General features: G+C 42.2%; 13 protein-coding genes, 1 pseudogene and 2 riboswitches. Of the genes and pseudogenes, 11 read left to right on the forward strand and 3 right to left on the reverse strand.

The window, feature by feature from the left end:
• The first annotated feature begins 16 nt into the window (after positions 1 to 16).
• From comGC to QFZ73_RS20665, 6 genes are all read left to right on the forward strand, one after another.
• Positions 17 to 376, forward strand: coding sequence for a competence type IV pilus major pilin ComGC (comGC, locus tag QFZ73_RS20640; RefSeq protein WP_373458959.1), 360 nt, complete (start codon positions 17 to 19; stop codon positions 374 to 376).
• Between the two features lie 7 nt (positions 377 to 383).
• Entirely contained in the window at positions 384 to 827 is a 444-nt protein-coding gene (gene comGD, locus QFZ73_RS20645; RefSeq protein WP_251430939.1) for a competence type IV pilus minor pilin ComGD, read from the forward strand.
• A complete protein-coding gene (locus QFZ73_RS20650) occupies positions 814 to 1,152 on the forward strand; it encodes a hypothetical protein (protein WP_251430942.1) in 339 nt (112 codons plus the stop codon). The genes comGD and QFZ73_RS20650 overlap by 14 nt, the downstream gene beginning before the upstream one ends.
• Entirely contained in the window at positions 1,100 to 1,579 is a 480-nt protein-coding gene (gene comGF / locus QFZ73_RS20655; protein ID WP_251430946.1) for a competence type IV pilus minor pilin ComGF, read from the forward strand. The genes QFZ73_RS20650 and comGF overlap by 53 nt, the downstream gene beginning before the upstream one ends.
• Entirely contained in the window at positions 1,572 to 1,958 is a 387-nt protein-coding gene (comGG, locus tag QFZ73_RS20660) for a competence type IV pilus minor pilin ComGG (RefSeq protein WP_307270141.1), read from the forward strand. The genes comGF and comGG overlap by 8 nt, the downstream gene beginning before the upstream one ends.
• 119 nt (positions 1,959 to 2,077) lie before the next feature.
• On the forward strand, positions 2,078 to 2,263 hold the full coding sequence (locus QFZ73_RS20665; protein ID WP_063233067.1) for a YqzE family protein: 186 nt from the start codon (positions 2,078 to 2,080) through the stop codon (positions 2,261 to 2,263).
• Between the two features lie 46 nt (positions 2,264 to 2,309).
• Here QFZ73_RS20665 and QFZ73_RS20670 read toward each other — a convergent pair whose 3' ends face one another.
• Both QFZ73_RS20670 and QFZ73_RS20675 read right to left on the reverse strand, forming a co-directional pair.
• Positions 2,310 to 3,107: a YqhG family protein gene (locus QFZ73_RS20670; protein ID WP_251430952.1), complete on the reverse strand. Its 798-nt coding sequence runs from the start codon at positions 3,105 to 3,107 to the stop codon at positions 2,310 to 2,312.
• Positions 3,085 to 4,773 (reverse strand): DEAD/DEAH box helicase, encoded by a 1,689-nt coding sequence (locus tag QFZ73_RS20675; RefSeq protein WP_251430957.1) that lies wholly within the window; start codon positions 4,771 to 4,773, stop codon positions 3,085 to 3,087. The genes QFZ73_RS20670 and QFZ73_RS20675 overlap by 23 nt, the downstream gene beginning before the upstream one ends.
• A gap of 375 nt (positions 4,774 to 5,148) precedes the next feature.
• A riboswitch (glycine riboswitch) is annotated at positions 5,149 to 5,236 on the forward strand.
• A gap of 3 nt (positions 5,237 to 5,239) precedes the next feature.
• A riboswitch (glycine riboswitch) is annotated at positions 5,240 to 5,323 on the forward strand.
• Positions 5,324 to 5,464: 141 nt separating this feature from the next.
• Here QFZ73_RS20675 and gcvT point away from each other — a divergent pair.
• Genes gcvT through gcvPB form a run of 3 tightly spaced genes read left to right on the forward strand, consistent with a single transcriptional unit; the run spans position 5,465 to position 9,385 of the window.
• Complete coding sequence (gcvT, locus tag QFZ73_RS20680; RefSeq protein WP_307270149.1) at positions 5,465 to 6,571, forward strand: glycine cleavage system aminomethyltransferase GcvT; 1,107 nt, start codon at positions 5,465 to 5,467, stop codon at positions 6,569 to 6,571.
• A gap of 17 nt (positions 6,572 to 6,588) precedes the next feature.
• Positions 6,589 to 7,935, forward strand: coding sequence for an aminomethyl-transferring glycine dehydrogenase subunit GcvPA (gene gcvPA / locus QFZ73_RS20685; protein WP_251430963.1), 1,347 nt, complete (start codon positions 6,589 to 6,591; stop codon positions 7,933 to 7,935).
• Complete coding sequence (gene gcvPB / locus QFZ73_RS20690; RefSeq protein WP_251430966.1) at positions 7,928 to 9,385, forward strand: aminomethyl-transferring glycine dehydrogenase subunit GcvPB; 1,458 nt, start codon at positions 7,928 to 7,930, stop codon at positions 9,383 to 9,385. The genes gcvPA and gcvPB overlap by 8 nt, the downstream gene beginning before the upstream one ends.
• Before the next feature lie 154 nt (positions 9,386 to 9,539).
• Here the strand turns inward: gcvPB and QFZ73_RS20695 are convergent, their stop codons facing one another.
• Positions 9,540 to 9,923, reverse strand: coding sequence for a rhodanese-like domain-containing protein (locus tag QFZ73_RS20695; RefSeq protein ID WP_076365383.1), 384 nt, complete (start codon positions 9,921 to 9,923; stop codon positions 9,540 to 9,542).
• Positions 9,924 to 10,125: 202 nt separating this feature from the next.
• Between QFZ73_RS20695 and QFZ73_RS20700 the strand changes: the two genes are divergently transcribed.
• Together QFZ73_RS20700 and QFZ73_RS20705 are read left to right on the forward strand one after the other, a co-directional pair.
• Positions 10,126 to 10,962, forward strand: coding sequence for a lipoate--protein ligase family protein (locus QFZ73_RS20700; RefSeq protein WP_251430969.1), 837 nt, complete (start codon positions 10,126 to 10,128; stop codon positions 10,960 to 10,962).
• A 390-nt stretch (positions 10,963 to 11,352) separates the two neighbouring features.
• A pseudogene (locus QFZ73_RS20705) lies at positions 11,353 to 13,924 on the forward strand (vitamin B12-dependent ribonucleotide reductase).
• The last annotated feature ends 9 nt before the right edge of the window (positions 13,925 to 13,933 follow it).

Genomic DNA, 13,933 nt, shown 5'->3' on the forward strand with positions numbered 1-13,933 from the left:
TATTCTGGAGGTGAAAATGCTCGAAGGTCATCTGGTATTCAGATGGTTTCAGGAGCATGATGATATGTTGAAGAAAGTGATGAATGAACGTGGTTTTACACTAATTGAAATGCTTATTGTTTTACTGGTAATATCCATCCTTTTGATTATAACAATCCCCAATATCACGAAGAACCAATCCACGATCCAGTCTAAAGGATGTGAAGCATTCGTGAAGATGGCCCAAGCACAGGTACAGGCTTATGAGATCGACAATGCAAAACTGCCCGGAAGTATCGGTGAATTGGAAAGTCAAGGCTATCTCAAGCAGACATCCTGTCCAAATGGGAATGATATTAGTTTGGATAGTAATGGAAAGATAACGGTCGTTGAGTAGGAGAGAAGTGAATATACGGCATTCCAATCGGGGGTATACACTAACTGAAACCCTTATTGTCCTCGTAATTTTTGTACTCCTGATTTCCATCGGCCCTAATCTATATCCTAGCTTCACTAAAGGAATGGAAAATAGGTTATTTCTTTCTCAATTCCATGAAGATCTTTTCTATGCACAACAGTATGCCATCAGTCATGAGAGATTGATTTACCTCCATATTGATAATACCAAAAAGGTTTATACCGTTTCGTCTTATAAGGAGGGGATCGTTCTGGAGAGAAGCATACCAAAGGATATACAGTTTTCAAGTGGCACTTTGGGGTTCAGCTTTCATTTTAATCAGTATGGAAACGCTTCAAAAGCCGGAACGATTATGATTGACACCTCAAAGGGAAAGTACAAGTTGGTCCTCAATATCGGTAAAGGGAGGTTCAGGATTGAGAAATTGTAAAGGTTATGTTTACCTTGAGCTGATAGCCGCATTTTCCGTTTGTATATTCCTGGTCCTTGCCATTTTACCAATTCTTGAAGAGTTATTTACGCATCGGAAAGATATTGCCGTAAGGACAGAAGCCCACCATTTATTATATGAAAGATTGACGGCATTCATGGATGGGGAGATACAAGCAGTTGGTCAGGAAATCATTTACAAAAAAAGATCCTATGAATTGGTTTGGAAGGCCCATGGGGATTTCCCGGGAATGATTGAAGGGTGTGTACGTTATGAAGATGAATCGGGTAATCTGGAATCCATTTGTGATGCTGCGAAAAAATGATGGCTTTACGATGATCGAAATGCTTTTTTCTTTAATGATTTTAATGACGACGTCCCTTTTTGTTCTACAGCTTTTTTCAATCATTCACACCCAGATGGGGTCCGTTGATAAATTGCATCCTAAAGAGTGGGAGGTCTTTACCATGCAAATGAAGCAGGAGGTCCGGAGTTCCAAAGTTCAGGATGTAATGGGAAATAAATTATATTTGCTTTCAGGTGAACAATTATCATCGTTTGAACAATATGAAGATAAGGTCCGAAGACGAGTGAATGGTATGGGGCATGAGGTCATCTTGCAGAACATTTCGGAATTCCGGGTTGAGAAGGATGGCAGTGTCATTGTTATAAATATTACGGATAAAGCAGGGGCTATTTTCAGTCGAAGATTCCATCCTTTCTTTAGGAATGTTACGAAAGTCGATGAATAATCAAAAAGGAGTCGTTTTCCCGATGGTCATGATTGTAGCGAGTGTTTTCATCATGTTCACGATACTAATGATCGATCAGTTTATCATTGATAAAAAGTTTTATAAAGAAGTGGAAGAATCGCTTGTAGCCGACCATCTTGTCCATCTAGCCATCAAGGATGTGATGGCAGAGTGGGGCGAAGAGATCCCAAAAATCATCGAGGGGGAAATTTCATATCCTAATGGTGTGGTGCGGTATTCCTTAATGAAGCAGGAAGGTCCTTATGTCTATATAGAGTTTTCTTCCACGACTAAAAATGGCCGTGAGGGCAGGGTCATCATTCAATACGATAAAGAAGCGGGGGAAGTGAAAGAATGGTTGGAAAAGCAGGCTGTGTAATACGCAATATCAACACTCTTTTTAAACGGAAAGCGACAGGTTTACGTGTGTTAAGGGGAAAAGAGAAGGAATAAAAGAAGCGTAAACCGGGCATACTTTGCATAGGGTGATGATTTTATATGTCTACAAACGCTTATATTAAATATCTGACGCAGCAGCTTGTCGAGTATTTTAATCTGACGAAAAAAGAACGAAAAGAAAAGCGCCGTCATAGAAAAGAGGATAAAAATCATGGAATGTCCCATTGGTTTGGCATTGTCCCTTTTGCTTTGTCGATGTTCGTAAGGAAAAATATCAAAAAGTAAAACAGATGTCCTGAACTTAGGACATCTGTTTTTTATCGTTCTATACTTATCCCAACGCCCTATCTGAAAGGTAAAATAACCCTCCGTTGATGATGGATACTCGGATGTTGGGTTCATATTGAGCTTTTAAGGCTTCTTTTTCGGTAAAATAGCTCTCACTTTTTTCGTCCATATCCTTGTAAAAATGCTCCAATAAATTTAAGTCACTCTGCCAGCGCAGCATTGCTTCCTCCGCCCAGGTATGATCATCATCCTCGAAACTGGTTCTTATGTATGTATCCAGTCTTGCCAATCCACTCTTGGGCATGATGAGCGGTGAAAGCGTAAAGGAGTAATCCGGTATTTTTGGGGTGACCTTAATCGGTAAAACCCGACGGTGAAACCCTTCCATGATTTCACCCGAGATTAAATTCAATCCGATAGACATGAAGGTATCTTTTTTACGGTCGCATTGATAGGATATTTTCACATTCAGGGTCAGCCAGGGAAATAAAGGATTATTTCCGCCTTTTGATGGAGGAGTATCCTCAAAAAGTCTAGTATACCCTGCAAGCTTTTTGGTTGATTGAACAATCTGATGAAGGCGGGGGGAGCCAAAATGAATCATTTCTCCCTTTAAGTCGGATGGAGCTTGTTCGGCATTGGTAATGAACGTCATCTGGGCCGGGTTCGGTACACCACCTGTTTTTTCGAGATAGTGCCAATAAAAAGGTCTGTTCATTAATTCCTTATCCATTTCGATTGTCAATTGGACTGAAAGGTGGGTTGGTGTATTATCCAGTATTTCACAATCATTGGCTTTAAAGTAAGTTAATAAAAAATCATGAATTTCCCGTTGCTGCATGTACCTCACCTTCCTTCATTGATTGAGCGAATTGGATTAACGATGAAAAATTATCCATCTTGATTTTCATTTCGCCCTCTGTTTTGGACTCGCCGACCACATCAATTAAATATTCTTCAATGTTGTTAATATCCAGTTTGGTGAGAATATCATCCAATTCACCAATTACTTTTTCAAATAAATTAATTTTTTCATATAGTAACTTCAGAATATGTTCTTCTACTGTATTTTTCGTGGCAAAGTTATAAATCATCACATCTTCTTCCTGACCAAGGCGGTGAATCCGTCCAATTCTCTGTTCGAGCCTCATGGGGTTCCATGGCAGGTCAAAATTTATCAAGTTATGGCAAAACTGAAGGTTTATCCCTTCCCCGCCAGCTTCGGTTGCAATTAAAACCTGTATATTCTTTTGGAATAATTCTCGCATCCAATCTTTCTTTCCGCGCTTAAAACCGCCTCGGAAAGGAACTGAAGAAATTCCATTCTGCTGTAGATACCATTGAAGATAAAGCTGAGTTGCCCGGTATTCGGTAAAGATAATTACTTTGTCATCAATCTTCTTGATCAGTTCCAAAGCTTTTTCAGCCTTGGAGTTCTGAACGGTTTCATTCACTTTAGAAAATAAATCATCAAGCTTGGCCAAAAAGTCAGGGGAAGGCTGATCATATTTATCTCTCATATTCTTTAATGTATAAAAGACCGCCTCTCTGCTGCTGCATGCTTCCCTTTGGAGAGTGAGAGCCGAAAAGGCGCTTCCTTTTGATCCGTCCGAAATGGGCTTGAATTTTGAAACAGCATCGTACAATGCTTGTTCCGTTGGAGAAAATTCAATGGTGATGGTTTCCACATGCCGTTTTGTCCATTCAATACCAGTATCGGCACGCCGGTTTCGAATCATGACAGTGTTGACCAGTTCCTTTAGGTGTTCATCATCAATTATGTTTCGGCCTTTCCCTTTATACTTTTCCGAAAAGAGTGAGGCATTTCCCAAGTGACCTGGTTTCAATAATGAAACGAGGTGAAAAATTTCCTCGACCTTATTCTGAATCGGAGTCGCTGTCAGGAGTAAACAAAATTTCTTTTTCAGATTTTGGACGAATTCATAGTTCTTCGTCTTATTATTTTTAAGTTTATGAGCTTCATCAATAATGATGAAATCATATTCCTGATTGAAAATGATATCTCGATGTGGAGCGCGTTTCGCTGTATCAATGGATGAAATGACCACATCACAGGAGTCCCAAACATAACTTTTTCTCTGAACGACTGCCGGAATATGAAACTTGGTATTCAATTCAAAAGCCCATTGTGTGACAAGGGAAGCCGGAACAAGGATCAATACTTTTTTTACAAGGCCTCTAATCATATACTCTTTTAGGATCAAGCCTGCTTCAATTGTTTTTCCGAGCCCTACTTCATCAGCTAAAATGGCCTTTCCATTCATCTTTTCCACCACTTGCTTGGCTGCTTCCAATTGATGGGGAAGCGGGGTTAACTGCGGAAGGTGCTTAGGCGCCTGTAAACCTTCGAAATCAGGGATGATAAGATTTTCCTCCATTTGAACCGCCAATTTATAAAGCTCCCAATTTCCCCATGGACCGTCATTTTCCATCTTTTGCAGAAACTCGTCATTCCATTCAGAATTGAAGGATATATTGATTTTCATAGAAATAACTCCCTCTTAAATCATAATTTCCTTAATAAAAGGTCAAAACCCGAACATTTCATATGTGAAGTAAGAAAAATATTTCTCTTCAAAAGATATTGCAGAGATAAGTTTCTTAGGGTAGGATATAAGTATATTTAGAAAATTCCAATTTTCAAACGCTACAAAGAATGTTTGTACATCGATTTTGCAGTTCGCGTTTTCTTAGTATGGGCTATAGGCTCCTAATTTATCCAAGATTACTGAAGGAGATCACTCAAACGGTTTCTGAAGTTTTAGGAGAATTGGCAGTGAATGCATTCCATGATGCTCAAAGGTTTTACCAATGCTTGGGGCTTATTCGTTTCCTTTCATTGGTAGACCATTTATATGCGGGTGAAGATAAGGGGAGAGACTACGGATGTAGCGCCGAAGGAGCAAACTTAGCAGTGAATCTCTCAGGCAAAAGAACTCTTATTGGACGCAACTCTGGAGAGCGCCGCCCGTTTTGGGACGGCCACCAAAGGGGAAAACCTATTACATAGGTAAACTTTCAGGTTTCAGGACAGAGAAAAAGCTCAAACGGGCTTTCTCTGTCCTTTTTTGTGCTTTTTTCACATCATGAATCAGGATATATCTGATGCGTAATGACAAGAGAAAGCTTTTGATAATGAAGCCGATTAATTTAAAAAAATCTGAAGGGGGTCATTTTTTGACCAATTTAAAAAGAACACCACTATTTGAGGTTTATCGTGAATACGGAGGTAAAACGATTGATTTTGGCGGCTGGGAACTTCCTGTCCAATTTTCTGGTATAAAGGACGAACATGAAGCCGTACGTACAAAAGCGGGGTTATTCGATGTTTCCCATATGGGGGAGGTCGATGTTAAGGGTCCTGGGAGCCTTTCCTTTTTACAGAAGATGCTGACTAATGATATCTCAAAGCTGCAACAGGGCGGTGCCCAATATACAGCCATGTGTTATGAAAACGGAGGCACGGTTGATGATCTTATTGTGTATAAAAGGGCTGAGGACAACTATCTGCTCGTGGTCAATGCAGCGAATACAGAAAAAGATTTCAATTGGCTGCAAACTAATTTAACGGAAGATGTCCAAATTACGAATGTATCGAGTGACTATACACAGCTGGCACTTCAAGGACCAGCTGCAGAGAAGATATTACAAAAGCTATCGGAAAATACTGCCCTAAGTGAAATTGGATTTTTCAAGTTCAAGGAAAATGTCATGATAAACGGTATCTCCGCGATGGTATCCCGTACTGGATACACTGGTGAAGATGGTTTTGAGATATATAGCGACAGTGAAAATGGTCCTGCCCTTTGGAAGGCGATTATGGATGCCGGAAAGGAAGAGGGGATTCAGCCGATTGGTTTAGGTGCTCGTGATACCCTGCGTTTTGAAGCAAAACTGCCGCTCTATGGGCAGGAGCTTTCAGCGGACATCACCCCGATAGAAGCCGGGATTGGTTTTGCGGTAAAAGTGGATAAGGAAGTTGAATTTTTCGGGAAAGCCGTTCTTGCTGAGCAAAAGGAGAAAGGAGCTCCCCGCAAGCTTGTGGGAATTGAAATGATTGACCGTGGCATTCCACGTCATGGGTATAAGGTCTACAGCGGTGACCAAGTCATTGGCGAGGTCACGACCGGTACCCAATCACCAACGTTGAAGAAAAACGTGGGATTGGTACTTATCGATAAGGAATTTTCGGTGCTGGATGCGGAAGTCGAAGTGGAAATCCGTTCCAAACGTTTGAAAGCCGTTATAATACAAACACCTTTTTATAAAAAACCACGTAAATAGAGGGGAATGGTCATTAGATGAAACATCGTTATTTACCCATGACAGAGCAAGATAAACAAGAAATGCTGGAAGCGATAGGGGTATCTACTGCTGAAGAACTTTTCAACGATATCCCTGAAAGTGTTCGTTTTCAAGGAGAATACGATATCAAGCCTGCTAAGTCGGAACCTGCATTAATGAAAGAATTATCAAGGCTTGCAGCCAAGAATGCGGATCTTAAAAACTATGCTTCCTTCCTTGGTGCGGGTGTCTATGACCATTATGCACCGGTCATCGTCGATCATGTCCTATCGCGTTCTGAGTTTTATACGGCTTATACACCCTATCAGCCTGAAATTTCACAGGGTGAGCTTCAGGCAATTTTTGAATATCAAACGATGATTTGTGAACTGACGGGCATGGATGTGGCTAACTCCTCCATGTATGACGGCGGGACGGCGCTAGCTGAAGCGGCCATGCTTGCTTCAGGCCAGACACGACGCAAGAAGATTCTCATTTCAGGAGCGGTTCATCCTGAATCAAGAGAAGTTGTGAAGACATATGCGAAAGGGCAACGTGTGGAAGTGATCGAAATTCCATTTATAGACGGTGTGACGGACTTAGCTGCTTTAAGGGAATTGGCGAATGATGACATTGCAGGGGTGATCGTTCAATATCCGAACTTTTTTGGCCGCATCGAGCCATTGAAAGAAATCGAAGAAATCATTCATGGCGTCAAGTCCATGTTTATCGTTTCAAGTAATCCGCTTGCATTGGGAGCTTTGACATCCCCTGGTGCACTCGGTGCAGATATCGTAACGGGGGATGCTCAGCCATTCGGCATACCAGCGGCATTTGGTGGACCTCATTGTGGATATTTTGCCGTTACTAATAAACTTGTTCGGAAAGTCCCGGGCCGACTCGTCGGTCAAACTGTGGATGAAAATGGAAAAAGGGGATTTGTGCTGACGCTTCAAGCTCGTGAACAGCACATTCGCCGTGACAAAGCCACATCCAACATTTGTTCCAATCAAGCTTTGAATGCCTTGGCAGCTTCTGTTGCAATGACCGCGCTTGGGAAAAAGGGTGTCAAAGAAATGGCCGTGCAAAATATTCAAAAAGCGCATTATGCGAAAAAAGCAATTATGGCAAAAGGGGTGGAAGTGATATTCGACGGTCCTTCGTTTAATGAATTTGTCATTAAACTGCCTGCTTCATTTTCAGAAATCAATAAAAACCTTTTTGAAAAAGGGATGATCGGCGGCTTCGATTTAGGAACGGTTTATCCTGAGCTGAAAGACCATATGCTGGTTGCGGTAACTGAACTTAGAACAAAAGAAGAAATTGATGCACTTGCGCAGGAATTGGGGGATCAACATGAATAATCAAGATCAATCACTCATTTTTGAAATCAGTACTTCCGGTCGAATCGGGTACAGTCTGCCAGAAATGGATGTTGCAACTATTCCGCTCGAAGAAATTCTTCCTGCCGACTACATCCGTGAAGAAGAGGCAGAGCTTCCTGAGGTGTCCGAACTGGATATCATGCGTCACTATACAGCACTTTCCAAACGGAATCATGGGGTGGATTCGGGTTTTTATCCGCTGGGTTCATGCACGATGAAATATAATCCGAAAATAAATGAAAATGTGGCACGCTTCAACGGCTTCGCCCATATCCATCCATATCAAGATCCGGCTACTGTTCAGGGAGCATTGGGACTATTATTTGATTTGCAGGAACACTTAACGGAAATCACCGGGATGGACCAAGTGACATTACAGCCTGCAGCAGGTGCTCACGGTGAATGGACAGGATTGATGATGATTCGTGCTTTTCACGAAGCGAATGGCGATACAGAACGTACGAAAGTGATTGTACCTGATTCTGCACATGGTACGAATCCTGCCTCTGCCACTGTTGCCGGACTTGAAACGATTACAGTGAAATCCGATGAAAATGGGTTAGTAGACCTTCAGGATTTAAAGCGGGTTGTAGGACCTGATACGGCGGCCTTGATGCTGACGAACCCCAATACATTGGGATTGTTTGAAGAAAACATTTTGGAAATGGCACAACTTGTCCATGACGCAGGCGGGAAGCTTTATTATGATGGAGCCAATTTGAATGCAGTCCTGTCAAAAGCACGTCCGGGTGACATGGGCTTTGATGTGGTTCACTTAAATCTCCATAAAACATTCACGGGCCCGCATGGCGGCGGCGGTCCGGGTTCTGGTCCTGTAGGGGTGAAGTCGGACTTGATTCCTTACTTGCCTAAACCGCTTGTGGTCAAACAAGGCGAGCAATTCGTTCTTGATTATGATCGTCCGCAATCCATTGGCAGGGTAAAACCTTATTATGGAAATTTCGGGATAAACGTGAGGGCTTATACGTACATTCGTTCAATGGGTCCTGATGGCCTTAAAGCCGTCACCGAGAATGCGGTCATCAATGCCAATTATATGATGCGTAAGTTGGAACCTTATTTTGATTTACCATATAATCGTCATTGTAAGCACGAATTCGTATTAAGCGGACGTCGGCAAAAGAAATTGGGGGTAAGGACTCTCGATATAGCCAAAAGATTACTGGATTTCGGGTATCATCCTCCAACCATTTACTTCCCGTTGAACGTGGAAGAAGGAATGATGATAGAACCGACTGAAACCGAGTCAAAAGAAACTCTGGATGCGTTCATCGATGCGATGATCCAGATTGCCAAGGAAGCGGAAGAAACCCCGGAAATCGTTCAGGAAGCTCCGCATACAACCGTTATAAAGCGGCTTGATGAAACTCTTGCTGCAAGAAAACCTGTTCTGCGTTATCAAGCCTAGATTGATAGCTTACACAAAAAAATCCCTGCCTGCCGGCGGGGATTTTTCATGTTTATGTAAGAAATCATTTAAGTCCAACAATTAACTTTCATTTTTCCTAGAGCCCGCATGATGTACATGGAGGCAATTAAAAAGAGCCCTTGGAGATGGGGTCTTATTTCTTTGCTTTGATTTTCCCGGTCCACATTTTGAAACCGCCCTTTAGGTGAAAAAGTTCCCTGTAGCCCTTTTTGTATAGCATGGCTGCAGCCCTGCCGCTGATGATTTCGCTTTGGGCGTACAAATATACAGGCTTGTCCGGCCTTATTTCGACCAAGCGGGTCTTCATTTGAGTCATAGGGATGTTTCTTGCGCCTAAGATATGGCCATTATCGAAATCATTCGGTTCCCGCACATCGATTAGCTGCACTTTTCTGTAGTTAGCGATAAATTCGTCCTGTGTTAATGTTTTAACGATTTTACGCTGGCGGTACCAATTAAAAAGTGAATACGCAATAACCACTCCTAAGATGATGAGCAGTGTATATAATATTTCCAAACATAAAAACTCCCTTCTACCTTAACGAATACAGACAATCTTTATTATATAATTGCTTTACCCAATAATCAAAAAGAATTTTCTCGAATTCTTCATCGACTTGATAGCACTTTCTTTTTTAGAGTGTGAAAGTCTGTTAAACTACTACATGTGAGTTTTTTGTGGGGGATTGAAAAACAGTTTATTGAAACGAGGGATAAGGATGACTAAAGAAAAATGGGGTTTTATAGATTCGGGGTATTGTTCACCGGCTTATAATATGGCGCTGGACGAAGCACTGTTAAACTGGCAAAGCAAAGGGGAAATTCCGCCAATCATACGCTTTTACGGCTGGGATCCAGCGACATTGTCGATTGGTTATTTTCAAAAGGCAGAAGCGGAAATTGATATGGAAGAGGTCAAAAGGCAGGGCCTTGGTTTTGTTCGCAGACCAACAGGGGGACGAGCGGTACTGCACGAGCATGAATTGACTTATAGCGTAATCGTTCCAGAATCCTATCCGGGAATGCCAACCACCGTTACTGAAGCATATCGTGTCATTTCTGAAGGGATATTAATGGGGTTCAGGAATCTTGGATTGGATGCTTATTTTGCCGTGCCTCGAACCGAGCAGGAAAAAGCGGCTTTAAAAGCGCCCAAGTCTTCCGTCTGCTTTGATGCTCCAAGCTGGTATGAACTGGTCGTTGAGGGCAGGAAGGTCGCTGGCAGCGCTCAAACCAGGCAAAAAGGTGTCATCCTTCAACACGGGGCCATTTTGCTTGAACTTGATGATGAAAAGCTCTTTAGCGTATTTAAATTCTCAAATGACAGGGTTAAAGAGAGAATGCAAAAAAGCTTAAAAAATAAAGCTGTGGCCATAAATGACGTTGCCGGAAGAAAGGTTACCATCCCTGAAGCGAAAGAAGCTTTTGAAAAAGGTTTTGCCGAAGGACTTTCGATCGATTTAGAGCCATACGTCCTCACCGAAAAGCAATTGCTGGAAGTGAAGGCCATTGCAGAAAGCAAATATGAAAGCGATGAATGGAATTTCATGAGATAGACGAAGCGGGATAATTAGAGTGGATAATAAAAAAGTTTTTTCAGATTTGTCTGACCAATAAGCTATCCCTTGCAGGGATAAGCCCTAAAAGGGATGGGGAAAAAGCAAGGTCCAAATTAATTGAAATCTGATGAAAAATTATTGTAAATCGACATTTTCCTCCCTTTTGCTAACTATATTAATTGATTTATCGTTTGACAAAATTAAAAGTTATTCAAAACAAACACAATATATAGTGGTTGAAATATTTAATACGACACTATATATTGATTTTTGAGTTTCGCTATGATAAATTTAGGGTACTTGTTAAGCGAAACGGACATGTAAGGCTACATAAGGATTTTTGCGGCAGCAAGAACGGATCTTGAAACATATAAAGGAGAGGGAATTATGTCGGTTGTAATAAAAGAAGCTTTAAAGGTTGATCTAGAAAGGTTGAATAAGGATATTTCTTTATTTCCCCAGGTTCACCCTGTAACTGCTGATATGAAAATGGCGCATAAGGGAGTGTCCCGTCTAGTCATGCTTGACCGCTATTCTTTTAAGGATACTGAAAAAATCACACTCTCGGCAGGCGATTTCGTCGTGTTGACGATTAAGGAAGACCCGAAATTCCCGGCAAGGGGTCTCGGTCACATCGTTGAAATAGATTGGGAAACAAAAAAGGCCAAGGTATTGGTGGATGAAGAATTCCGTGGCGTATTGGACAATCCGGAAGAAGTGGAGACGGGGATTATAAACCGTCCGTTGGATATAATCGAAAAGCCGCTTGAAATATATTATGAACAAATTGCGAAACGTAATGCAACGGGCTTGGCATCAGTGGAAACCACGGAAGAAAAAAGAACGGAATGGTTCAATAAATTCTATGAAGAATTAAAGAACCTTAATTTTGTCCCGGCAGGTCGAGTATTATACGGTGCGGGTTCCAATACGGATGTTACTTATTTCAACTGCTATGTAATGCCATTCGTACCGGATTCACGTGAAGGGATTTCAGAACATAGGAAACAAGTGATGGAAATCATGAGCCGCGGCGGCGGAGTGGGTACGAACGGATCGACACTGCGTCCAAGAAACACTCTGGCAAAAGGGGGTAAATGGAAAATCCTCGGGTTCAGTGTCATGGCTTGACGATATTGCGAAATTGACGCATCTTGTTGAACAGGGCGGTAGCAGACGCGGCGCGCAAATGATCATGCTTGCTGATTGGCATCCTGATATTGCAGAGTTCATCATTTCTAAAATGCAAAATCCAAGGATTCTGCGTTACCTAGTGGAAAACACTAAAGATGAAGCCATCAAGAAATATGCGACGGATAAATTGAAATTCACGCCGCACACCGAACAGGAAACGGCTATGTATCAAGGGATCATCAATTATAAGGAGATTCCTGGCCAAGGTGGATTCAGCGAGAAAATCATTAGGGATGCAGAGGAAAAGATCCGTACAGGGGGAACATACAGTGTCCATAATTCGGATTTCCTGACTGGAGCCAACATTTCGATTTGCCTGACTAAGGAATTTATGGAAGCGGCGGAAAAAGATGCTGAATACGAATTGCGTTTTCCTGATGTTGAAAGCTATAATGCCGAAGAAATGGCCATTTACAATGAAGAATGGCATAAAGTCGGTGATGTTCGCGAATGGGAGAAAATGGGTCACAAAGTCCGTGTTTACCGTAGAATCCGAGCTAAAGAGCTTTGGAATTTAATAAACATTTGTGCAACATATTCTGCTGAACCAGGTATTTTCTTTATCGATAATGCTAATGAAATGACGAATGCCAAAGCATACGGTCAACAAGTCGTAGCCACGAACCCTTGTGGCGAACAGCCATTGGCTCCGTATTCAGTATGCAACCTTGCGGCAGTCAATCTGGCTGAAATGGCTGATAAAGATAGCAAAACGGTTAATTTCGAGAAACTTAAGCAGACCGTCGAAGTCGGTGTGCGTATGCAGGACAACGTCATTGACGCAACTCCTTATTTCTTGGATGAAAACAAAAAGCAGGCACTGGGCGAGCGACGGGTTGGACTAGGTGTAATGGGTCTGCATGACCTGTTGATCTACTGTGAAACGGAATATGGCTCTGAAGAAGGAAATATCCTGGTTGACAAGGTGTTTGAAACGATTGCGACTACAGCTTACAGGGCTTCCGTGGAACTTGCTAAAGAAAAAGGCAGTTTCCCGTTCCTGATCGGGTCAACGGACAAAGAAACCGATGAGCTTAGAACGCGTTTCACACAAACCGGATTTATGGAAAAAATGCCGGAAGATATCAGGGAAAGCGTTGCTGCACATGGCATCCGTAACTCTCATTTATTGACCGTGGCTCCTACAGGAAGCACAGGAACGATGGTTGGGGTATCAACAGGTCTTGAACCATATTTCTCCTTCACGTATTTCCGCAGCGGCCGTCTGGGTAAATTCATTGAAGTTAAGGCTGACATTGTACAGGAATACTTGGACCGTCATCCAGAAGCCGATACAGAAGAGCTTCCAAAATGGTTCATTTCCGCTATGGAATTAGCTCCAGAAGCACATGCTGATGTTCAATGCATCATTCAACGCTGGATTGACAGCTCGATCAGTAAGACGGTCAATGCTCCAAAAGGATATACTGTCGAACAAGTTGAAAAAGTATATGAACGTCTATACAAAGGCGGAGCAAAAGGCGGTACTGTATATGTGGATGGCAGCCGTGACAGTCAGGTTCTTACGCTCAAAGCGGAAGAAAACCAAATGGACGAGCAGCTTGAAATGGATGAATTGACAGATGTTGAAGTAAAGAAAAAAGTTGTATTGGTCGATACCATAAATGAACTGCGTTCGACGAATGTTACGATTGGGTCGGAAGTGGGTAACACTTGCCCGGTCTGCCGTAAGGGTGAAGTCCAGGAAATGGGCGGATGCAATACTTGCACGAATTGCGGAGCTCAATTAAAATGCGGGCTATAAGCTGATGGA

Source organism: Peribacillus sp. V2I11 (assembly GCF_030817135.1).
In the GTDB taxonomy this organism is placed as follows: Bacteria; Bacillota; Bacilli; order Bacillales; family DSM-1321; genus Peribacillus; species Peribacillus simplex.

Bases quoted from the DNA above. Each gene is read 5' to 3' on its own strand.
- comGC (WP_373458959.1), top strand. From the start codon at position 17: ATGCTCGAAGGTCATCTGGTATTCAGATGGTTTCAGGAGCATGATGAT.
- comGF (WP_251430946.1), top strand. From the start codon at position 1,100: ATGAAGATGAATCGGGTAATCTGGAATCCATTTGTGATGCTGCGAAAA.
- comGG (WP_307270141.1), top strand. From the start codon at position 1,572: ATGAATAATCAAAAAGGAGTCGTTTTCCCGATGGTCATGATTGTAGCG.
- QFZ73_RS20665 (WP_063233067.1), top strand. From the start codon at position 2,078: ATGTCTACAAACGCTTATATTAAATATCTGACGCAGCAGCTTGTCGAG.
- QFZ73_RS20670 (WP_251430952.1), bottom strand. From the start codon at position 3,107: ATGCAGCAACGGGAAATTCATGATTTTTTATTAACTTACTTTAAAGCC.
- QFZ73_RS20675 (WP_251430957.1), bottom strand. From the start codon at position 4,773: ATGAAAATCAATATATCCTTCAATTCTGAATGGAATGACGAGTTTCTG.
- gcvPA (WP_251430963.1), top strand. From the start codon at position 6,589: ATGAAACATCGTTATTTACCCATGACAGAGCAAGATAAACAAGAAATG.
- gcvPB (WP_251430966.1), top strand. From the start codon at position 7,928: ATGAATAATCAAGATCAATCACTCATTTTTGAAATCAGTACTTCCGGT.
- QFZ73_RS20700 (WP_251430969.1), top strand. From the start codon at position 10,126: ATGACTAAAGAAAAATGGGGTTTTATAGATTCGGGGTATTGTTCACCG.